Raw genomic sequence first — 21,578 nt, 5'->3', positions numbered from 1 at the left:
GTGGCCTCAGAACACCTCAAGGCCCCGTTAATAAATCCGTTCACAAATGGACAAATTGAGTATTTTGGATAAGAACATATAGAGAACAAATTATCTAGCGGTGTTTATCCACATGTCTCATATAATTCAATTTCCACAGATCCAAGGCGGACGGAAGAGTCTGCAATTTACTGTTTTTTCAGGATTTTCAGACGTATTTCTAGACGTCATGAGCGATGCTGGGGTAAGCGCTCTGCTTCTTGCAAAGCTCGCAAGTACGGGAAAAACGATTCTTTGGGTGGGGGATCGCCAGTCTTTCCGAGAGGGTGGCGATCTCTACATGGCCAGCAAGGTTAAATGGGGTTTTCTGCATTGCAAAGTGCCGCGCGCGCTGGATGTCCTACAGGCTATGGAAGATGGGCTCGGCAGTTCAGGACTTGGTGCTGTAATCGGAGAGATTTGGGGTGAGCCCTACGAAGTGAGCTTCACCGCGACGAAACGGCTTGCCTTACGCTCTGAGGAGAGCGGCATTCCATGCGTTTTGATCCGCCACAATGCGCGGCCTAACCTAAGCGCAGCGCGCAACAGGTTCAGTATCGCTTCTTTGCCCTCAGCTCCCAATTTCGACGATCCAAATGCGCCTGGTGATCCGCGCTGGCGGGTCGAACTTTTCAAATCGCGTCACCAAATCCCCGGCACATGGATCGTGAAACATGACCGAGCGGCAAATCATCTCGATTTCATTCCCCTCGCTACCGATAGAACGGTGGGAGCGGGTATTAGCGCGTCAAAGCGAACCACATCCGGATGAGATTCCGGCAGTCCTTGCCGTGGAGGGGCATCACGGGCCGGTGGTGCATGCCGCGAACCGTGCGGCGCGGTTGCTTGGTATCGCTCCGCAGGAGCGGATCGTGGATATGCGCAGCCTCTGTCCACATTTACGTGTTGAGTATGGCGACCTCGAAGGTGACCAGCACGTGATGGATAGGCTTGTGCTTTGGGCGCGACGTTGGGGGCCGTGGAGTGTGCAGGACGGGGCACATGGATTGATCCTAGATGCAACCGGTGTGGCACATCTCTTCGGTGGAGAGGCGGAACTGCTTGCCGATATCGAAGAGCAGATGGCGCGATTTGGCCTGACGGCTAGACCGGCGATGGCACCGACATGGGGTGCAGCTTGGGCGCTCGCGCGATACAGTGCGCCACGGGCAATTGCATCTGTGGATGCTTTACCAGATGCCCTAGCTTCTTTGCCTGTCAGTGCGTTAAGATTGGATGCGCGTTGCATTCAATTGCTACATCGGCTTGGTCTCAAGTCGATCAAAGATATTGCTGCAATCCCTCGTTTGTCGCTGGCCCGCCGCTTTAATCGTGCAGAGCTATCCTCTAACCCGCTATTACGCCTCGATCAGGCTATGGGTCGATTGGCGGAGCCTGTTTCAAGTAAGGATGCGCCAGAACCTGTTCGAGCCATCGTACGTTTGCCAGAGCCTATACAAGATCCGACAGCTTACATTGCCGAACTATGTGAGGGAGTTTGCAGCCAACTGGCTAAGAGGTCCCAAGGCTGCAGAAGGCTTCATCTTAGGATCTTTCGAACAGATGGAGACGTGGCTGGAGTGAGTGCGGCAACATCACGCCCTAGTCGTGATCCTGTGCACTTGGCGAGGCTTTTTGAGGGTAAGCTTGAGAAAATTGATCCGGGTTTCGGCTTCGATCTCATCGCGCTTAACGCTGATGGTATTGAGGGATTTGAAGAGCTTCAGACGGGTCTGGATGGCGAGCGAGAAAACGGGCTGACGCTACCGCAGTTGATTGACAGGCTGAGTGCTCGCTTTGGGGCGAGAGCTGTGTCGCGGCCTATTGCATTTGAGAGCCATATTCCAGAAAGAGCGGAACGGAAGGTTGCTGCGCTTAATGAAACTCAAGTAGGCATAACCACCTTACGGGAGCGACCAGTGCGCATCCTGCAAGCGCCAGAAGAAATCCGCGTAATATATGCAGTGCCGGAGGGCCCGCCCGCACAGTTCATTTGGCGGCGGCAGACACTCAAGGTCGTGCGCTATGCAGGACCGGAGCGGATCGCCCCAGAATGGTGGCACGACCTGCCCGGTACCCGTTTGCGAGATTATTACAAGGTAGAGGATGCAAGAGGGCAGCGCTTCTGGCTCTACCGGGACGGCCATCATGAAGACGGACGCGGTGGTGACCCACGCTGGTTCCTGCACGGGATCTTTGCCTGATGCCTCTTAAGGATCATGAGCACCCTAGACGCACGATAGGGGAGGATCATTTCGCGCCCAACCCTCCTGTGGCCTTTGTGGAGCTGGGGCTGGCGAGTTGCTTTTCCTTCCTGCACGGTGCGTCGGATGCGGTGGATCTTGTAATGACCGCTTGGAATCAAGGCTATGACGCGCTGGGTATAGCCGACATCAATACAATGGCAGGCGTGGTACGGCATCATTCTGAGGCAGCAAAGGTCCATATCCGCCCGTTAATCGGCTGCAGGATCGTGCTGGTCAGCGGTGAAACGTTCCTCGCCTATCCAAAGGATCGTGCAGCCTATGGACGGCTTTGCGCCTTGTTAACCAAGGGCAAGCGGGAAACGACAGATGGTGCATGGCAGGAAAAAGGCGCTTGCGACATCACCCTTGCAGACTTGGTAAGTGCGGCAGAGGGCGTTCAATTGATCGTCATGCCAGAAGAGTCCCTACAGGAATTCGAGGCGAACCTGCCGCGACTGGTCGAGGCGCTGCCGACACTTTCACACGTCGCTGTTAGCTACCTGTATCGTGGGGATGATAGAGCACGGATCAATCGGCTGGATCGGGTTGCACAGGCGAGTGGCCTTTGCATTCTTGCGACCAACGATGTGCATTATCATGCGCCGGAACGGCGTCCATTGCAGGACGTTATGACTTGCATTCGCCATAAGGTAACGATTTCCAAAGCAGGCTTTCGTTTGCATGCTAATGCGGAACGGCACCTTAAATCTCCGGACGAGATGCTTCGTCTTTTCGCAGAATGGCCTCATGCGATCCGTGCTACGCGCGACGTCGCTAATGCCTGTACATTTGATCTGCGGGAACTCCGCTATGAGTATCCTGAGGAAACCGTACCAGAGGGGTGCACAGCCGATGAGCATCTCTCTGAACTGACCTGGAAGGGTGCGGCAGAGCGATATCCAAACGGTATCTCTAAAAAGGTACGTAGTGTGCTTGAAAAGGAACTGGCACTAATCGCGAAGCTGGAGATATCTCCCTATTTCCTCACGATTCACGACATTGTTAACTACGCCCGCTCCATCGGTATCCTGTGTCAGGGGCGTGGTTCTGCTGCCAATTCTGCCGTGTGTTACTGCCTCAAGATTACCTCGGTTGACCCTGATCAGCACGAGGTATTGTTCGAGCGCTTCATTTCGGAAGAGCGCAAGGAGCCGCCCGACATCGACGTCGATTTTGAACATGAGCGGCGGGAGGAGGTGATCCAGCATATCTATGAGAAATACGGTCGCCACCGCGCGGGCCTCTGTGCAACTGTCATCCACTACCGTCCCCGAATGGCGATCCGCGAGGTGGGAAAGGTCATGGGGTTGAGTGAAGACATCACTTCTGCCCTCGCGAAAACCGTATGGGGAAGCTTTGGGCGTGAATTGGGTGAACGGGAAGCTAAGCAGGCTGGTTTGGATCTAAGCGACCCACACCTATCACGCACCATCAAACTGGCTGATCAGTTAATCGGGATGCCGCGCCATCTGGGCCAGCATGTAGGCGGCTTCGTCCTGACGCAGAGTGCATTAAGCGAGACCGTGCCAATCGGAAATGCCGCAATGCCTGAGCGCAGCTTTATCGAATGGGATAAGGACGATATCGAGGCGCTGGGCATCTTCAAGGTCGATGTGCTCGCGCTCGGCATGCTCACCTGTATCCGTAAAGCATTCGACTTAATCGAAGCACATTATGGGGAGCGTTGGACGCTGGCGAGTGTACCACAAGCCGACACAGCGACCTATGACATGCTTTGTAAGGGAGACAGTTTGGGCGTGTTTCAGGTGGAAAGTCGCGCACAGATGAACATGCTGCCAAGGCTCAAGCCTCGAGAGTTCTATGACCTCGTCATTCAGGTCGCCATCGTCCGTCCCGGTCCCATTCAAGGCGATATGGTGCACCCATACCTGAGGCGGCGAAACAAACTTGAGGACGTAGAATATCCCTCTCCGAGCCCGGAACACGGTCCAGATGACGAATTGAAACGGATTCTCGAGCGAACACTAGGCGTCCCAATTTTCCAAGAGCAGGCAATGCAGCTTGCTATGGTTGCTGCTCAGTTTTCCCCAGCCGAAGCAAACAAGCTCCGCAAAGCGATGGCAACCTTCCGCGCCAGAGGCCAGGTTAGTGCGCACAAACAAACAATGGTCGAGCGGATGGTCGGGCGGGGGTACAATCCCGAATTTGCGGCCCGCTGTTTTTCTCAGATTGAGGGCTTTGGTGAATATGGGTTCCCCGAAAGCCATGCGGCAAGCTTCGCTCATCTTGTCTACATCTCAAGCTGGATCAAGTGCCACTACCCGGACGTGTTCTGTGCGGCGTTACTGAATTCTCAGCCAATGGGTTTTTATGCGCCTGCTCAGATCGTGCGGGATGCGCGGGATCATGGTGTGGACGTGCGGGCGCCCGACGTGAATCTCAGCGACTGGGATAATACGCTAGAACCGGTCATGCCGGGTCGATTTGCTGTAAGGCTTGGTCTAAGACAGATAGATGGCGTGAAGAAGGTGAGCATTGAGCGCTTGCTTGACGGGCGCGATGAGCCTTTCACCTCACTTGCAGACCTAAAAAACCGAGCCCGACTGGATGCGGGATCTCTAGGCAAATTAGCTGCGGCCGATGCATTCAATTCTCTTGGGCTAGATCGACGTGCGGCGCTTTGGGACAGTTCAGCGCTCAAAGACGCCCCGAACTTACCATTGTTTCGCGAATTTGCGGATGAAGGTGACGACGTTAGCGTAACGCTGCCCGCTATGCCGAGTTGCGAGCAAGTCGTGGCAGATTATCAAACCCTGCGCTTGTCCCTGAAAGCACATCCGTTGAAGTTTATGCGACGCAGCATGGCAGAGCAGGGTTTGATCTCAACCAAGACTCTCTCACGCACCGTCAATGGTGAGCGTGTGCGCATGGCTGGCCTTGTGCTTGTGCGGCAGAAACCTGGTAGTGCCAAGGGTGTCTGCTTCATCACGATGGAAGACGAGCACGGTGTTGCCAATCTGGTCATCTGGCCAAAGCTTATGGAGCAATATCGTGCAGCCATTATGGGCTCACGCCTCATCTATGTTGAAGGGCAGGTGCAGCGCGACAGTGAAATCATTCACGTTGTCGCCAACCATCTCGAAAACCGCAGTTCCGCGCTTGATAGACTCTCGGGAGAGAGGGTGCCAACTCCAATCGCTCCAGCCGACGAAGTGCTACGCCCAGTCCCGGATCACGGCTCTCGCCACCCACGCAATGTCCGTGTCATCCCAAAATCGCGCGATTTTCATTAAGCTGCCCACCGTCGGTCAAGAACGCGCTGTGCCAGATGTAAGCTCAGGCACCTGTGCTCTAGAAAACGGTTTGCCTATTAAAAATCTAAGAATTGCGAAATATGTATTCGCGGGCACAGACCTCCCGATCAAACGCGAATAAAATTTCATTTATAAAAACGTATTTTAAATAACGCGTGCGAATAAATAATTTTTTGGTTTCAAATTTCATATTGATATGAACGCGAAAAATTTGATAATTATTGTAACAATTTTCTAAGTCCAAGGTTAATTTGAAAGCGCCCTCAGTGCTCTCTGAATTTATGTATTCATGATCAGCGCTCAAAACCGAAATGTGTCTCCAGCACCGCTCAAAATTTTTATGTATCCGGAGCCGAACAGTCATAAAGTCCGCACCACAGTTCACACATATTTATGTCTGAGCCTATATGACTTCGGCTAAAGTGTTAGAGTCGTCGAAACCTTTGTCAGGACCCACATGCATCCGCCCGCTGTGATCAATTCAAAGCTCCGCCGTGTGGCCATCGGGGCGACCGTTTTGCTTGGATTGATCCTTGCCGGGATCCTCATAGCTTTTGTGGCGGGAGATCTCGATATCGCGGCGGTTGAAAGCAGGATCGAGGCGGCTGGTCTGTGGGGTGGCCTCATTGTCGTGGCGCTGATGGTGCTCCACACATTCATTCCTTTCCCTGCCGAGGTTGTGGCCTTCGCGGCGGGGGCTGTCTTTGGGCTCGTCTGGGGCACGCTGTTCGTGTGGTGTGGCGCGATGCTGGGCGCCTGGGTCGGGTTCGGCCTGGCGCGTTGGCTTGGCCGGGATGCGGTGGCCAGCCTCCTACCAGATCGTCAGCTTGCGCGATTGCAAAGCTGGGAGGGGAAGAACGGCGCGAGCGCCCTGTTGGCGGCGCGGTTCATTCCCGTGATTGCCTTCAATCTGATCAACGTCGCCGCCGGGTTGGCAACGGTGCGTTGGTGGACGTTCACATGGACCACCGCAATCGGGATCCTGCCGCTCACAACAGTGATGGTTTGGTTTGGCAGTACGATGATGGTGCTGAGTTGGCCGCTGATCATCGCGATCTCGATTGGAGGGATCGCGATGATCGGGCTTGTTCATTGGGCGGTCGCGCGCCGCTCAGCCTGACTTCACGTGCCAAGCGACGGTCATTTCGTTGACCAACTCACCCGTTTCATCGGTGATCGACACATTGACATCGAACTGGATGCGCCCTTCTGCCTTGAGTGCGGACAAGGCTTCGGCGCCCGGGATCGAGGTTTTGCCGGTTGCCGTCAGCTGACCCTTGGCCAGACGGAGATATTTGATGGACGCCTCAGCGGCTACCGGACGGCATTCCAGCAGGATTGGAGCAATTGCGCCGGCCATTGCCGCACCACTTGCCGTTTCACCAAGGGTGAAAACGGCACCGGCATGCGGGGTTGCGATGTGGTTCTGAGTCTCCGGCGTCGCCGGTAAAATGGCCTCCGCCTCTCCATCTGTGATGCGTGTGATTTCCACGCCCGTATGGGTTGCAAAGGGAATGGTGCGCATCATATGCGCGCGGATCATGTCGTAGGGGTTCATGGGATCCTCCGTTTTTTCCCAAACTAAGCCAATTGCCCACACGTCATGCAATGATCCCGTTGCCTGATGAACGCGGCGTCATGCAATAATCTTGGCGAAGGAGGGCGGCGTGATGCCATTGGACGTTTTATTCGTTGTTGTCGTGCTGGGCGTTGCTGGCGTTGTCTGGCTTGTCCATTCGACGGGTGGCTCGGCCGTGCGTCGGTTTACGGATGATGCGGACGCTGCCCGCGTTTGGTCCTTTGATCATCCCTCTGAGCAGGTGGAGACAGTCATTCTGTCGAAAGCGGGCAAGGCCGCCTTGATCGAGACGGATCGCGGAAGCGGCCTTCTGTGGAGTTTTGAGGCCGATGCGGTGTCCTATCCACTGTTACCGGCCAGCTTGCGCGCCGTATCGGAGCATCCGCGCGGCCTTCGGGTGGAGTTGGCCGAGTTTCATACGCCCGCGACGGTCCTGGAGTTGACCGGTGCGGAGGTCGCGGCCTGGACGGCGTACCTGTCCCGGTTTGTGAGGCGATAGGACATGACCGAGCCGAGCTATCCTGACATCGTGATGCTGGCCATTCCCGGCTTCGTCGTGCTGATGGTCGCGGAAATTCTGTATATTCGGTGGCGCGGGCACGGTGGCCGCTATGGCACCCGGGATACATTGGTCTCTCTGTTGATGGGCGCGGGTAACGTCGTGGCGGGGCTGCTGTTGGGCTTTATCGCCTACAATTTCTTCCATTGGCTGTGGGCGTACCGGCTCTTCGATTTGGGGCAGGCGTGGTACATTGTTGTGCTGTGTTTTCTGCTCGATGATCTACGCTATTACTGGGTCCATCGCATCGGTCATACCTCCCGCTGGGTGTGGGCCAGTCACGTCAATCATCATTCCAGCCAGCATTACAATCTGTCGACTGCGTTGCGGCAGACATGGACCGGGGAATTGACGGGGATGATGATCCTCCAGGCGCCGCTGGTGCTGATTGGTTTTCATCCGCTGATGGTGTTCTTCGTGGGCGCGATCAACCTGATCTATCAGTTCTGGATCCACACCGAGGTAATTGACCGTCTGCCGCGCTGGTTCGAGGCTGTCTTCAACACACCGTCCCACCACCGCGTGCACCACGCGCGAGATGCCGCATATCTCGATGCGAATTATGGGGGTACGCTCATTGTCTGGGACCGGCTGTTCGGAACTTTTGTGCCGGAAGATCATCGCCCAACCTATGGATTGGTTCACAATTTGGGCACATTCAATCCGATCCGTGTGGCATTTCACGAATATGTCGGTATGTGGAAGGACGTAACTCAGTCTGGCATCTCTTGGGGGGATAGATGGCGATATGTGCAACGCGAACCGGGCTGGAGCCACGATGGCTCCCGTCAGACATCGGCCGATATCAAGCGTGCGCATGTGGAGGCGAACCCACACCTAAAGGGGAAGCCCGGCCTCTGAACTCGGGGCGACAATGAGGCTCGATCAGGCATTGGTCGCGCAGGGGCTTGCCCCATCGCGCGCGCGCGCCGCGCAGTTGATTGCCGCAGGTGTCGTGCTTGTTGACGGCACGGTTCGGGCGAAAGCCTCTCACAAAATTGCGGATCAGGCGCTTGCTTTGAGCGAAGATCCGATTCCCTGGGTCAGTCGAGCGGCCCTAAAACTCGAATACGCGTTGGATCGGTTTGGACTGACGCCGTTTGGCGATTGCCTCGATCTGGGGGCATCGACGGGGGGCTTTACACAGGTGATGCGCGCGTGCGGCGCTGCGCGGGTCTTCGCCCTCGATGTTGGGCATGATCAACTGCATCAGGATGTTGAGGCAGACACTGGCGTCGTGAGAATGGACGGCGTGAATGCCAAGGATATCACCCCGGACCTGCTGCCCCCCCTCGATTGGATCGTGACCGATGTGAGCTTCATCTCTCTGGAAAAGGCCCTGCCCAATGCACTGGAGCTTGCCAAGTCGCAGGCGCGCCTGATCGCATTGGTCAAACCGCAATTCGAGGTTGGTCGCGCGGCGGTCGGCAAGGGCGGTATCGTGAAGGATGAGGTTGCGCGCGAGGCTGTCTTGCCGCGCATCGCGGCCTTTCTGGACGCATCCGGCTGGACTGTGACGCATCAGGACATCAGTCCGATCACGGGAAGTGACGGTAACATCGAGCATCTGATCGCGGCGGTGAAGCGATGAAGTGGCTTGCTCTTGTCATCGGCCTTTATGCCGCTGCCTGCGCCGGTTTCATGATCGGCCGCAATGACCTGATCTATCAATTCGACCCTGAAGATTATCCGACGAGTGTGGCCGGGCTGGATGTTCGGGTCGAGCAGGTGGGCGATGTTGAAGTCTGGGTGCACACAGGCGATCCGGATCTGCCTGTGGTTTTGTATTTCACCGGAAATGTCGGCAATCCCGGTCGGGTTGGCCCGGTGTTGCGCGAGTATGGCGTGAACGGCTTTAGCTGGGCGGTCATGCGCTATCAGCGTGAGGGTGTCTCGGAAGCTGCACTGGTGCAGGATGCGCTGAATGTGCGCGCGGAATTGTCCCGTCTGATCGGTCAACCGGTTCCGGCAGAACGGTTGGTTCTGCATGGGCATTCGCTGGGATCGGGGATTGGATCGAATGTTGCCCGCCAGGTTGATGCAGCCGGGCTGATCCTGGAGGCGCCGTTTACCAGGCTTTGCGCCCTTGGATCGGAAGTGTTTCCGGGCTTGCCCTACTGTCTGCTTTCGCCCGGCCACCGATATGCGACGATCGAACGAATCGATCAGATCGACATGCCTCTGCTTGTGATGCATGGCGGTGCCGATGAGGTGATCCCCGTCGAAATGGGACGCGCGGTGTTCGAGGCTGCCGAGGACCCAAAGCAGCTGATCGTTTATCCAGAAGGCAATCACAACGATTTGCGTCTGTTTGGTGGGGGCATCGCCGCGCGCCGTTTCGCGGTTGAGGCTACAGGTTCAACACCTCGTTGAGCAGCGGATTGGGAAAGCGTCGTCGCAGGGTGACGGCGTGAAACCGTTCACGAATGTCGGGCAGGTGCAGCGCTTCCACCAATGCGCCACTGGCAAGTTCGTCCTGAACGGCGATGGTGGGGAGCACGGCAAGACCCGCATCCTCGCGCGCGAGAAGACGCATCATCGAGATATCATCGACTTCCGCGGCAATCTGAGGTCGCAGATCCAGTCCGTCACATAACGCGTCAAAGGCCTCCCGCACGCCAGTCTCCACGGTTGGCAGGATCAGCGGGTTGTCACGCAGCAGTTCCACCACGCCATCCCGTCCTTCGACCCGGGTCGGAGTGCCGATCAGACTGACCGGTTGTTCGGCGATCTCACGACTGACCAATGCGCTGGCCGCATCGCGGGGTGGGGCCTGTGTCGTCAGCACCAGGTCAAGGCTGAGGTTTTCAAGCTCGCGCAGCAGTTCACCTTGTGATCCTGCGCGCAGCACGACCTCAACATCAGCACGCCCGATCAGGGGACGCAGAAACTCGATCTGAAAGTTCCGCGACAGGGTGGAAAGGGCACCGACACGCAAGGCTTTGCGCGCGCGGCCGGTCTCATCCAACGTGCTGAGCAGTTCCTCGCCCGTTCGGAAAATTGTCTCAGCGTGGTCGAGCGCAATGCGCCCCGCCTCTGTCAGGACGAGCGAGCGTCCGACCCGTTCGAACAGATCATGGCCCAGTTGCTGCTCTAGCGCTTTCACCTGCACCGACAGGGCGGATTGTGAGAGGTTCAGCTTTTCAGCAGCGCGCGTCAGGTTCCCTTCGCGCGCGACGGCCCTGAAATAGCGCAGGTGATTATAGTTCATTGGCATATGTTCGATTTAATCGAACGTTTATGCGCAAACAATGAATTTTTACTATGGGCGGTGCTGCCCTATCTCCCCAACCAACGAAGGTTAGGAGAGACAGATGACCTATCCCCTGCTGGCATATCTCGCGCCGCTTGCGCTGACACTTGCATCCCTTGTTGCGTTCCGAGGGCCGGGAATGCGCCCTGCGGCAACGCTGCGCTTCACCGAAATGGCCTCGCTCTTTGCGTTGGCCATCGCGGTGCTGAGTGCCGTCGTCCTGTTTGCATACGGCCCTGCAACATCTCACCTGATCGGCTTTGGTCAGGTTGGGTTCTCGGTCCGGCTCGATATCGTGAGCGCGGCGATGCTGCTGCTCGTGACGTTCATCGGTTGGATCGTCCTGCGGTATTCCGCAACCTATCTGGACGGTGAGGCCGAGCAGGGCCGTTTCATGGGCTGGATGGCGCTGACACTGGCTGCTGTGATGCTGCTGGTGAGCGCGGGGAACGTGGTTCAGCTGGCCGTCGCTTGGATTGGCGCGGCGCTGGGATTGCATCAGCTGCTGATCTTCTATGCGGATCGGGTAGAGGCGCGGCGGGCTGCGCGAAAGAAGCGGATTACCGCGCAGCTGGGTGACGTCGCCCTGATCGCGGCCGCGCTCACGCTGATCCTGGCCTTTGGAACTGGTGACATCGTAACGTTGAATGAAGTGGCGTCGGGCGGTTGGGCCATCTTCGCTGCGATCCTGCTCGCGCTGGCCGCTGTTTTGAAGTCGGCGCAGTTGCCGCTTCATGGCTGGCTGACCGAAGTGATGGAGACGCCGACTCCTGTTTCCGCACTGCTGCATGCAGGGATCGTCAACGCCGGTGGCTTCCTGCTGATCCGCTTTGCCGACGTCATGTTGACCGCACCCGGCGTCCTGGCTTTGCTTGTCCTGATCGGAGGCTTCACGGCGCTTGTGGCCAGCCTCGTGATGCTGACACAGGCAGCGGTGAAGACCTCGCTTGCCTGGTCAACCATTGCGCAAATGGGCTTCATGATCCTGCAATGTGGCCTGGCGCTGTTCCCGCTGGCACTGCTGCATATTCTTGCCCATTCTCTGTACAAGGCACATGCGTTCCTGACCTCTGGCAGCGCGGTTGATGCTGTCGCCGCCACCCGGCGTCCAGGTCCGGTCGCTGTTCCCAGTGTGAACAAAGTGTTGCGCGCCTTCGGCCTTGCCCTCGTGATTTATGCGATCATGGGACTGATCTTCGGGCTGGCTGACAAGGCACCACAGGCCATCGCTTTGGGTGCGATCCTGATCTTCGGCGTGGCCTATCTGATTGCACAAGGCTTGGCCGATGCCGCACCTCGCAAGCTAACCCAACGCACCGCGCTGGCATCCATCGCCGTGGCAGGCAGCTATTTCGCACTGCAAAGCATCCTTGACTGGTTGGCGAAGGGCACGCTGCCCGCCACACCGACGCCGGGCAATCTGGAGTGGGCGTTGATGGTGCTGATCGTCGTTGGCTTCGGCTTTACGGCCCTTGCACAGGCGATGTTCCCTCTCTGGGCGCATCACCCCGCCGCGCAGAGCCTGCGGGTGCATCTGGCCAACGGACTCTACCTTAACGCGCTGTTCGATCGGGCGGCGCAGACCTGGGCGATCAAGCCCGCCTCTGTGAAGGAGTGAAGCGGATGACCACGACTCTGATGAGCGCAGCCACCACGGCCGCCAATGCAATTCCGCCCGCATGGCCACTGGCCGCAACAGTCGCGGTGAACCCTTGGCTTGGTCAAAGCGCTGAAAGCTTCCCGACTGCGGCTGCCCGGATGCGCCGGGTCGGTGGGTTCTCCTCCACCCCGACGCGGGATTGGTTTGCGCAAGCCCATGCGGCAGGCAAGATTACGGATGCTGACGTCGGCGCTGCGGCGGCGGCTGCGGGTTTGTCCCCCCAGCAGATGTTCGAGGCCCTGCAAACTCCACGCAGCGACGGGGACGGCCTTCCGCTGGTGACCGAGCTTGCAGCGGCAGAGAGCAAGATTGACTGGCCTGCCGTGGTGATCGAGCGCATCGGCATGTGGGCGGCGAGCTGGTTTGACCATGGACAGGCGCTGTGGCCGACGGCGCGGGGACGGTCAGCCTATGACGCATGGCGGCGCTATGCGATGCGGGATCTGACCCCGGAAATCCTTGGCTTGAGCGGGTTTACCGATTTCGTGACGAACCAGCCTGAGGAGGCCGAGGCCGCATTGGCCAAGGCCGTCGAGACCCTGGGGTTGACCGAGGCGGCCCTTGAGACAGCGTTTCACACTGTTCTGCACGCGCTGGGCGGCTGGGGGCAGGCTGCGCGCTGGCAGCTCTGGCAAGCAGAGTTGCAGGGCGGCGCCGACACGGTCGCGACAGATTTGCTTACCATCCGGCTCGTCTGGGAGGCGGCATTGTTGGAGCATTACCGCGACCAGATCGGCGCTGACTGGGCCGATGCTGCCGAAGCACACGCTCAACCCGTCGAGCCTGCCGTTGACGACCGCATTGACGCGGCATGGCAGGACGCAGCAGACCGTGCCCATCAACGGGGTGTGGCCGAGAAGCTGACCGGTGGTCGGTCTTCCAGTCAGGATACGCGGGCTAAAGTACAGGCTGCATTCTGCATCGACGTGCGGTCAGAGGTGTTCCGGCGGGCTTTTGAGAGCCTTGATCCAGCGATTGATACGATCGGGTTCGCGGGCTTCTTTGGTGTTCCGTTGACCCATCGTGCGCAGGGCTCAATCGCGCCGGATCCGCATCTGCCCGTCCTGCTGAATGCAGGTATGACGTCAGAGGCGACGGTGAATGATGAACTGGAGCAGGCTACACGGATCTCCGCCCGCGCCAAACGCGCACTGGGCCGCTTCCGCATGGCGGCGGTTTCCTCGTTCGCTTGGGTTGAGGCGGCTGGGCCGCTTTACCTCAAGAAGTTGGTCGCGGATGCATTGGGTCACGAGCACGGGCCAAAGGAAGCGGCAGCGACGCCGCAACTGCTCGACGTCTCTATCGACAACCGCATCGCGCTCGCCGCTGGGGCGTTGAAGGGAATGTCACTGACCGACGATTTTGCGCCGGTTGTGTTGTTGGTCGGGCATGGTGCGCATGTCACCAACAACCCCATGGCAAGCGCGCTGCAATGTGGCGCATGCGGTGGGCAGAATGGTGAGGCAAATGCGCGGGTTCTGGCAGGCGTGCTCAACACGCCGGAGGTGCGGGCCGGGTTGGTGGAGCAGGGCATCACGATCCCCGACGACACGCTTTTCATTGGCGCATTGCATGACACGACCGCGGATGAGGTACGGCTGTTCGATGTGCCCGCGAGCGCAGATCTGAAACTGGTGCGCAAATGGCTGAAAGAGGCGGGTGCGTTAGCGCGTGCCGAACGGGCGCAGCTTATTCCGGGTGCGGACGGCACCACATTGAAGCAACGCGCCCATGACTGGGCGGAGGTCCGGCCGGAATGGGGTCTCGCAGGCTGCGCGGCCTTCGTCGCCGCTCCCCGGCACCGGACGGCGGATGCCGATCTGGGCGGGCGCAGTTTCCTGCATTCCTATGATTGGAAAAAGGATGAAGGGTTTGGCGTGCTTGAGCTGATCCTGACCGCGCCTGTCGTCGTCGCAAGCTGGATTTCGCTGCAATATTATGGCTCTACCGTCGCGCCTGACACGTTTGGCGCTGGCAATAAACTTCTACACAATGTCGTCGGAGGCTTTGGCGTGTTGGAGGGCAATGGTGGCGCGCCGCGCACGGGACTGGCCCTGCAATCGGTCCATGATGGAGAGGTCTTCCGGCATGACCCGTTGCGCCTTTCGGTCATTGTCGAGGCTCCGGCAGACGCGATCACTGATATTCTGGCAAAGCATCAGGGTGTGCGTGACCTGTTTGACAATGGCTGGCTGCACTTGCTGCGCCTCGACGAGAGCGGCCGGGTCGCCGACAGATATGTCGGCGGGCTGAACTGGGAGCCATTTGACGGGTCGACCCCGGTTCTAGAGGCCGCTTGAACAAAATCGGGGCGCGGATTATTCCCGCGCCCCGTTTCACTTCCGTGAAATATCCCCGCCGGAGGCTCAGAGGCTGGCCGCAAGCTCCGAGCCCTGCTTGATCGCACGCTTCGCGTCGAGCTCGGCGGCGACATCTGCCCCGCCGATGACATGCACCGTGCGGCCCGCTGCTTCCAACTGATCGGCCAAATCGCGGAAGCTGACCTGACCCGCACACAGAACGATCGTGTCCGCTTCGATCCAGCGCGGATTCTCGCGGCCTTCGCCCGAGGAGACTTCGACGCCCTTCGGTCCGAAACGCTCGTAGTTCACGCCTGCGACCATCTCGACATCTTTCATTTTCAGCGCCGCGCGGTGAATCCAGCCGGTCGTCTTGCCAAGGCCCGCGCCGGGTTTCTTGGCCTTGCGCTGCATCATCGTCACCTGGCGCGCCGCCGGCGATGGCTGTGGACCCTCCGGATGCAGCCCGCCTGCGAAGTCGGCGGGGTCCGCGACGCCCCATTCGGTTAGCCATTCTTCAAGGTTTTCGGTTGGGCTCTCGCCCTTGTGGACGAGATATTCGGAGACATCGAAACCGATGCCGCCAGCCCCGATCACGGCGACCTTGTCACCGACCTCGGCGCCGCCGCGCAGCACATCGACGTAAGAGACGACATTGTTGCCGACCTGCCCCTCAATGCCGGGATCACGCGGCAGCACGCCGGTTGCGATCACGACCTCGTCGAAATCGGCGAGCGCCTCGACGGTGGCCTCCGTCTCCAACCGGACATCGACGCCATTCACGTCGAGCATCCGGCGGAAATAGTCGACCATGTGCCAGAACTCTTCCTTGCCGGGGATCTGCTTGGCCATGTTGAGTTGACCGCCTACCTCACTGTCCTTTTCGAACAGCGTGACCTTATGGCCGCGTTCGGCGGCGACGATGGCCGTGGAAAGACCGGCCGGGCCCGCGCCGACGACCGCGACCGATTTCGGCGCGTCGACGGGCGGGTAGTTCAGCACCGTCTCGTGACAGGCGCGCGGGTTCACCAGGCAACTCGTCAGCTTCATGGAGAAGGTGTGGTCGAGACAGGCCTGATTGCATGCAATGCAGATGTTGATCTGGTCGGCCTTGCCCTCAGCCGCCTTCTTCATGAAATGCCCATCGGCCAGCCAAGGTCGCGCCATCGAAACCATGTCCGCCGCACCATCGGCAAGGATATCGTCGGCGGTTTGCGGGTTGTTGATGCGGTTGGAGGTGATGAGGGGGATGGAAACCTCACCCATCAGCTTTTTGGTGACCCAGGTGAACGCACCGCGCGGCACGGAGGTCGCAATCGTGGGCACCCGCGCTTCATGCCAGCCAATGCCGGTGTTGATGATGGTTGCGCCCGCATCTTCAACCGCTTTGGCCAACTGCACGACTTCCTCCCAGGTTGAACCATTAGGCACGAGGTCGATCATCGACAGGCGGTAGATGATGATAAAGTCTGTGCCCACGGCCTCGCGGCACCGGCGCACGACTTCGACGGGCAGGCGCATCCGATTCTCGTAGGATCCACCCCAGCGATCCGTGCGCTTGTTGGTGTGGGTGACGAGGAACTGGTTCAGGAAGTAACCCTCTGACCCCATGATCTCGACCCCGTCATAGCCCGCTTCGCGCGCGCGCTCGGCTGCTGTAACGATGTCGGCGATCTGTTTTTCGATCCCCTCTTCATCCAGCTCGTTGGGCGGGAAGGGGCTGATCGGGGCCTTGATCGGGGAAGGGCCGACGCATTTCGGATTATAGGCATAGCGACCGGCATGCAGGATTTGCATTGCAATCTTGCCGCCCTTTTCATGCACAGCGTCGGTGACAATCTTGTGGTTCGCGATGTCCTTGTCAGTGAACAGACCCGCCGCTCCGGGCAGCACGCCGCCCTCTTCGTTCGGGGCCATGCCACCCGTGACCATAAGCGCGGCACCGCCCTCGGCCCGCTCGGCGAAATAGGCCGCGATGCGATTATAGTCACCCAACTCCTCAAGGCCTGTGTGCATTGAGCCCATGATGGCCCTGTTCTTGAGGGTGGTGAAGCCGAGGTCGAGTGGCTCCAGCAGATTTGTGAATGCGGACATGTCGGATCTCCCCACTGGTTTTGCGGGGATCGTAGTTTACGTGCGCGTCATGTCCAGAAGAACGCGGCGGAAGCAAAAGGGCCGGACATCTGTCCAGCCCTTCGCTGTTCATTGCGCGTGAAGCTTACTGACCCGTCGGATCGGTATCGTCGCTGGTCATATCCATGTCCTGACCCATGCCGATCAGGTCGACGTTCTGAGCGCGCTCTGGCGCAGGCTGGCCACACGCGGCGACGAGCAGGAGGGCGAGAAGGGCAGCGGAAGAAGTCACGATTTTCATTGGGGAGTTCCTTTGTTTCTTTTGATTGAGCACGCTTTTGAAAGAGGGGCGTGTTTTGGAAGCAGGGGGCTGATCAGCCAGCCCCCTGTAGAGGTGTCTGGCTAAGACTTACTGACCCGTCGGATCGGTGTCGTCGCTGGTCATGTCCATGTCCTGACCCATCCCGATCAGGTCGACGTTTTGAGCGCGCTCTGGTGCGGGCTGGCCACAAGCGGCGACGAGCAGGAGAGCGAGAAGGGCAGCGGAAGAAGTCACGATTTTCATTGGGGAGTTCCTTTGTTTCTTTTGATTGAACACGCTTTTGAAAGAGGGGCGTGTTTTGGAAGCAGGGGACTGATCAGCCAGCCCCCTGTAGAGGTGTTTGGCTGAGCCTTACTGACCCGTCGGATCGGTGTCGTCGCTGGTCATGTCCATGTCCTGACCCATGCCGATCAGGTCGACGTTTTGAGCGCGCTCTGGCGCAGGCTGACCACACGCGGCGACGAGCAGGAGGGCGAGAAGGGCAGCGGAAGAAGTTACGATTTTCATTGGGGAGGTTCCTTGTGTTGTATTTATTTTCAGTTGCTTAGGACCAGTTGTTGGCCGGTGATTGAAAGCTAGGGATGAACACCGCTCCGTACAAATCACGTCATCCCACTAGTTCCGGCGGTCGTCGTGAGTTTGCGTGATCCGGGCTTGGTCGTTGCCCTTGAAGGAACGGAATGCTAGGGCGTGGCCACCCAGCGGGAGGATGCGTGGATGAACAAGTTAACCCTTCGACGCCCCGATGATTGGCACCTCCATTTGCGCGACGGTGCGGTGCTGGAGGCGGTTCTGCCTGAGACGGCCCGCCATTTTGGGCGAGCGATCATTATGCCCAATCTGGTGCCTCCGGTTGTCACGCTTCAGGATGCTATTGCATACCGTGACCGCATCGCGGCGGCAGGGCGTGACGACATGCGCTTTCAGCCGCTGATGACCCTCTATCTCACTGAAAACACGACGGTTGAGCAGATTGAAGAGGCTGCCGCATCCGACGTCGTTACGGCTGTAAAGCTCTACCCAGCGGGCGCTACTACGAACTCCCAAAGTGGCGTGCGGGATGTGGCGAATGTCATGCCACAGCTTGAGGCAATGGCACGCGCTGGCTTGCAACTTTGCGTGCATGGTGAAGTGACCGCGCATGACGTCGATATCTTTGATCGGGAGGCCGTCTTTATCGACCGTGTCCTAGAGCCGCTGCGCCAAAATTTGCCCGAGCTGCGCGTGACGATGGAACACGTCACGACCCGCGACGGGGTGGATTATGTGATGGGCAGCTCACAGAACCTCGCCTGTACGATCACGACACATCACCTGATTATCAACCGCAATCACCTGCTTGTGGGTGGAATCAGGCCGCATCTGTATTGTTTGCCCATAGCGAAGCGCGAGGAACACCGCCGCGCGCTGGTCGACGCGGCCATTTCCGGCGATGCGCGCGTCTTTCTGGGAACCGACAGCGCGCCGCATACTGATCCGAACAAGGAAAGCGCCTGCGGCTGTGCAGGTGTGTTCTCTGCAACCAACACGATCCAGCTTTTGGCGCATGTGTTCGAGCAGGAGGGCGCGCTTGATCAGTTGGAAGCCTTTGCCTCACTCAACGGACCGGCATGGTACGGCCTGCCTGCCAACGAGGATCGGATCACGCTGGTGAAGGGCGAAGCGCCCGTCCGCTTTCCCGACAAGATCGAAACTGGTGCCGATGGCCCGGTTACGGTCTTCGATCCGGGCTTTGAAGTTTTCTGGGATATCGCGGACTAAGCATCCGCCCATTGAAAGGACCACTTTCATGTTTGCCAACACCTACCCCTCCGATGCCGAGATGGCCCGCTTGACCGCACGCATGTTGCTGGAGATCGGCGCCGTGAATTTTCGCGCGGACGAGCCATACATCTTTACCTCCGGCATTGCTGCGCCGGTTTACATAGATTGCCGTAAGCTGATCTCCTTTCCGCGCATCCGCTCTGCCCTGATGGATTTCGCCTGTGCGAAGCTGACCCGCGATGTCGGGTTTGAGGCGTTCGACGCGGTTGCCGGGGGAGAGACAGCAGGCATTCCGTTCTCTGCGTGGATCGCGGAGCGTCTGGCATTGCCGATGCAATATGTCCGCAAAAAGCCAAAGGGCTTCGGGCGCGATGCGCAGATCGAGGGCCTGATCGAAGAGGGCCAGCGTGTGCTCTTGGTCGAGGATCTGACGACGGATGGCGGTTCCAAGGTCAAGTTTGCTGAAGCGATCCGCACAGCGGGCGCGTCCTGCGATCACGCTGTCGTCGTCTTTTATTATGACATCTTCAAAGATGCGCCTGAGAAGCTGCGGGACCACGGGCTGGAGCTGCATTGGCTGGCGACCTGGTGGGATGTTCTGGCAGAGGCACGTGCGGGTGGTCATTTCGACGAAGCGACCTTGGGTGAAGTCGAGGCGTTCCTCAACGCACCGCTGGAATGGTCGGCAGCGCATGGCGGTAAGGCCGAAACCTCTGTCTGATCGGGCTGCCTCCGGCGGGGATATTTTCAGGAAGTGAAACGAAAAGGCCCGCTCCATATCCAGGAGCGGGCCTTTTGACTACTTTGTTGTCAGCGCGTTATTGCTGCGTCGGGATGATCACGACCTCAACACGACGGTTCTGTGCACGACCAGCTTCCGTATCGTTGCTGGCAATCGGCTGGGTTTCACCTGCGCCGGTGATGTTCAGGCGGCTGGAGGGAACACCCTGACCAATCAGAACCTGAGCAACAGACAATGCGCGCGCCTCGGACAGACCTTGGTTGAAATCGGCCGCGCCGACAGAGTCGGTATGGCCCGTGATCTGAACACGCGACTGCGCGTAGGTGTTCAGGCTCTGCGACAGCTGCACGAGTTGGCTACGGAAGCCTGGCTGCACTGTGGAGCTGCCCGTCGCAAAGGTCACGTCGTTGGGCAGGTTCACGATGAGGCGGTCGCCCGTGTTTTCGATTGTGGCGCCAGACCCTGCAAGATCGCGGCGAAGCTCTGCTTCCTGCTGATCAAGGTTGTAACCGATGAGGGCACCAGCGCCCGCGCCGAGTGCGGCACCAATTGCGGTGGACTCCGTATCGCCACCTGCAAGCTGGCCCAGTGCGGCCCCGGCAGCTGCGCCGATCAGCGCGCCCTGGTTGCGGTTCGCATTCGGGCTGGTGGTCAATGCACCTTCCGCACAGGCGGTAAGGGTAAATCCAGCGATCAGAAGTGCGCCGGTGGTTTTTGCAAGGGTGATCATCGTTGATGACTCCTGTTAAGTACGTCTGACATTAAACACATTGGAAGCGGTAAAGTTCCATTCAACCTGTCGTGATGGACTAGCGTTTCAACTCTTCCATCACGGATACCAGTTCGGATGCGATGCCCGGCTCTGACAAGGCGTGCCCCGCAGTTCTGATCATCCGCAATTCGCTATCAGGCCAGGCGCGATGCAGGGCATGGGCACTTGCCGGGGGACAGATCATGTCATAGCGGCCCTGTACGATGTAGCCGGGGATTCCGGCCAATCTATCCGTATCCGCGAGGATCTGATTGTTCTGCCGAAGCCAGCCCTGATGGGTGAAGTAGTGATTTTCCAGACGGCTGAAGGCGCGCGCATATTCGCCTGATCCACCGGATGAGCGTCCATGATTTTCAAGCGCTGCAAGATTGCTTTCCCATGCGGCCCAGGCGCGCGCATAGCGAACCTGCTCGGCGCGGTCCTCTCCGAAGAGGCGTCTGTGATAGGCCGCGATCATGTCGCCGCGTTCCTCGTCCGGGATGAGGGAGGTGAACCTTTCCCACTCCTCGGGCCAGAAACGCGCGACGCCGCCATTGTAGAACCAGTCAAGCTCTTCGCGCATCATCAGGAAGACACCGCGCAGGATGAGGCCGGACACACGCTCTGGATGGGTTTGTGCGTAGAGTAGCGATAGGGTTGCACCCCAGCTGCCACCGAACACGTACCATTTCTCTATCCCCAGACGCTCGCGGATGGCCTCAATATCGTCGATCAGATCCCATGTCGTATTCGCATCAACGGACGCATGGGGTGTGGACCGTCCGCAGCCACGTTGATCAAAGAGGACAGCGCGGTAGTGGCGGGGATCGAAAAATCTGCGCATGGCTGGGCTGCACCCACCGCCCGGACCACCATGCAGCACGACAACCGGTACGCCGTCCGGGCGGCCGGATTGTTCCACATAGAGCGCATGGCCACCGGGCACCCGCAACGTCATCTGGCCAAACGGCTCCCTCGGGGGGAACAACGTGCGCCGATAAGGCGCGGATTCTGTGCTTCCGTGTTCACGCATGCG

General features: G+C 58.7%; 20 protein-coding genes. 12 read left to right on the top strand and 8 right to left on the bottom strand.

The window, feature by feature from the left end; genetic code table 11:
- The first annotated feature begins 112 nt into the window (after positions 1-112).
- The 4 genes from POI8812_RS17595 to POI8812_RS00910 all read left to right on the top strand — a co-directional run bounded on the left by POI8812_RS17595 (position 113) and on the right by POI8812_RS00910 (position 6,659).
- The gene (locus POI8812_RS17595) at positions 113-790 is read left to right on the top strand and encodes an ImuA family protein (protein WP_162844846.1); all 678 of its coding nucleotides are present in this window, start codon (positions 113-115) and stop codon (positions 788-790) included.
- A complete protein-coding gene (locus POI8812_RS00920; protein WP_108780660.1) occupies positions 693-2,222 on the top strand; it encodes a Y-family DNA polymerase in 1,530 nt (509 codons plus the stop codon). The genes POI8812_RS17595 and POI8812_RS00920 overlap by 98 nt, the downstream gene beginning before the upstream one ends.
- Positions 2,222-5,518 carry an error-prone DNA polymerase gene (locus POI8812_RS00915; protein ID WP_108780659.1) on the top strand — a complete coding sequence of 1,099 codons (3,297 nt, stop codon included), beginning with the start codon at positions 2,222-2,224 and terminating at the stop codon, positions 5,516-5,518. The genes POI8812_RS00920 and POI8812_RS00915 overlap by 1 nt, the downstream gene beginning before the upstream one ends.
- A 478-nt stretch (positions 5,519-5,996) precedes the next feature.
- Complete coding sequence (locus tag POI8812_RS00910; RefSeq protein WP_108780658.1) at positions 5,997-6,659, top strand: TVP38/TMEM64 family protein; 663 nt, start codon at positions 5,997-5,999, stop codon at positions 6,657-6,659.
- Here the strand turns inward: POI8812_RS00910 and POI8812_RS00905 are convergent.
- On the bottom strand, positions 6,651-7,097 hold the full coding sequence (locus tag POI8812_RS00905; RefSeq protein ID WP_108780657.1) for a PaaI family thioesterase: 447 nt from the start codon (positions 7,095-7,097) through the stop codon (positions 6,651-6,653). The two genes, POI8812_RS00910 and POI8812_RS00905, sit on opposite strands and share 9 nt — an antisense overlap.
- 112 nt (positions 7,098-7,209) lie before the next feature.
- Between POI8812_RS00905 and POI8812_RS00900 the strand changes: the two genes are divergently transcribed.
- From POI8812_RS00900 to POI8812_RS00885, 4 genes are read left to right on the top strand one after another with little or no spacing between them, the layout of a single operon-like run.
- Positions 7,210-7,617 (top strand): hypothetical protein, encoded by a 408-nt coding sequence (locus POI8812_RS00900; protein ID WP_108780656.1) that lies wholly within the window; start codon positions 7,210-7,212, stop codon positions 7,615-7,617.
- Between the two features lie 3 nt (positions 7,618-7,620).
- Complete coding sequence (locus tag POI8812_RS00895) at positions 7,621-8,538, top strand: sterol desaturase family protein (protein WP_108780655.1); 918 nt, start codon at positions 7,621-7,623, stop codon at positions 8,536-8,538.
- A 13-nt stretch (positions 8,539-8,551) separates the two neighbouring features.
- The gene (locus tag POI8812_RS00890; RefSeq protein WP_108780654.1) at positions 8,552-9,268 is read left to right on the top strand and encodes a TlyA family RNA methyltransferase; all 717 of its coding nucleotides are present in this window, start codon (positions 8,552-8,554) and stop codon (positions 9,266-9,268) included.
- Positions 9,265-10,050, top strand: a complete 786-nt coding sequence (locus POI8812_RS00885; RefSeq protein ID WP_108780653.1) for an alpha/beta hydrolase — start codon at positions 9,265-9,267, stop codon at positions 10,048-10,050. Before POI8812_RS00890 ends, POI8812_RS00885 begins: the two co-directional genes overlap by 4 nt.
- On the opposite strand, the gene POI8812_RS00880 is transcribed toward POI8812_RS00885, so the two are convergent.
- Positions 10,028-10,894: a LysR family transcriptional regulator gene (locus POI8812_RS00880; RefSeq protein ID WP_108780652.1), complete on the bottom strand. Its 867-nt coding sequence runs from the start codon at positions 10,892-10,894 to the stop codon at positions 10,028-10,030. The two genes, POI8812_RS00885 and POI8812_RS00880, sit on opposite strands and share 23 nt — an antisense overlap.
- A gap of 97 nt (positions 10,895-10,991) precedes the next feature.
- On the opposite strand from POI8812_RS00880, the gene POI8812_RS00875 reads away from it, so the two are divergent.
- Together POI8812_RS00875 and POI8812_RS00870 are read left to right on the top strand one after the other, a co-directional pair.
- On the top strand, positions 10,992-12,548 hold the full coding sequence (locus POI8812_RS00875; RefSeq protein ID WP_108780651.1) for a proton-conducting transporter transmembrane domain-containing protein: 1,557 nt from the start codon (positions 10,992-10,994) through the stop codon (positions 12,546-12,548).
- A gap of 5 nt (positions 12,549-12,553) precedes the next feature.
- On the top strand, positions 12,554-14,890 hold the full coding sequence (locus POI8812_RS00870) for a YbcC family protein (RefSeq protein ID WP_108780650.1): 2,337 nt from the start codon (positions 12,554-12,556) through the stop codon (positions 14,888-14,890).
- 66 nt (positions 14,891-14,956) lie between these two features.
- On the opposite strand, the gene POI8812_RS00865 is transcribed toward POI8812_RS00870, so the two are convergent.
- The 4 genes from POI8812_RS00865 to POI8812_RS17580 form a co-directional block, all read right to left on the bottom strand.
- A complete protein-coding gene (locus POI8812_RS00865; protein ID WP_108780649.1) occupies positions 14,957-16,984 on the bottom strand; it encodes an NADPH-dependent 2,4-dienoyl-CoA reductase in 2,028 nt (675 codons plus the stop codon).
- Positions 16,985-17,108: 124 nt separating this feature from the next.
- Complete coding sequence (locus POI8812_RS17590) at positions 17,109-17,264, bottom strand: hypothetical protein (RefSeq protein WP_162844845.1); 156 nt, start codon at positions 17,262-17,264, stop codon at positions 17,109-17,111.
- A 108-nt stretch (positions 17,265-17,372) separates the two neighbouring features.
- Positions 17,373-17,528 (bottom strand): hypothetical protein, encoded by a 156-nt coding sequence (locus POI8812_RS17585; protein WP_162844845.1) that lies wholly within the window; start codon positions 17,526-17,528, stop codon positions 17,373-17,375.
- 108 nt (positions 17,529-17,636) lie between these two features.
- Entirely contained in the window at positions 17,637-17,792 is a 156-nt protein-coding gene (locus POI8812_RS17580; protein WP_162844845.1) for a hypothetical protein, read from the bottom strand.
- A 210-nt stretch (positions 17,793-18,002) separates the two neighbouring features.
- Here POI8812_RS17580 and pyrC point away from each other — a divergent pair, with 210 nt between their 5' ends.
- Positions 18,003-19,046 (top strand): dihydroorotase, encoded by a 1,044-nt coding sequence (pyrC, locus tag POI8812_RS00860; RefSeq protein ID WP_108780648.1) that lies wholly within the window; start codon positions 18,003-18,005, stop codon positions 19,044-19,046.
- A 28-nt stretch (positions 19,047-19,074) separates the two neighbouring features.
- Positions 19,075-19,770, top strand: a complete 696-nt coding sequence (locus POI8812_RS00855; protein WP_108780647.1) for an orotate phosphoribosyltransferase — start codon at positions 19,075-19,077, stop codon at positions 19,768-19,770.
- Positions 19,771-19,867: 97 nt separating this feature from the next.
- On the opposite strand, the gene POI8812_RS00850 is transcribed toward POI8812_RS00855, so the two are convergent.
- A complete protein-coding gene (locus POI8812_RS00850) occupies positions 19,868-20,521 on the bottom strand; it encodes a YiaD family glycine zipper/OmpA-like lipoprotein (protein ID WP_162844844.1) in 654 nt (217 codons plus the stop codon).
- Between the two features lie 79 nt (positions 20,522-20,600).
- Complete coding sequence (pip, locus tag POI8812_RS00845) at positions 20,601-21,575, bottom strand: prolyl aminopeptidase (protein ID WP_108780646.1); 975 nt, start codon at positions 21,573-21,575, stop codon at positions 20,601-20,603.
- Between the last annotated feature and the right edge of the window lie 3 nt (positions 21,576-21,578).

This window comes from Pontivivens insulae (assembly GCF_900302495.1).
Lineage (GTDB): Bacteria > Pseudomonadota > Alphaproteobacteria > Rhodobacterales > Rhodobacteraceae > Pontivivens > Pontivivens insulae.
This window is presented reverse-complemented; position numbering and strand designations above follow the sequence as displayed.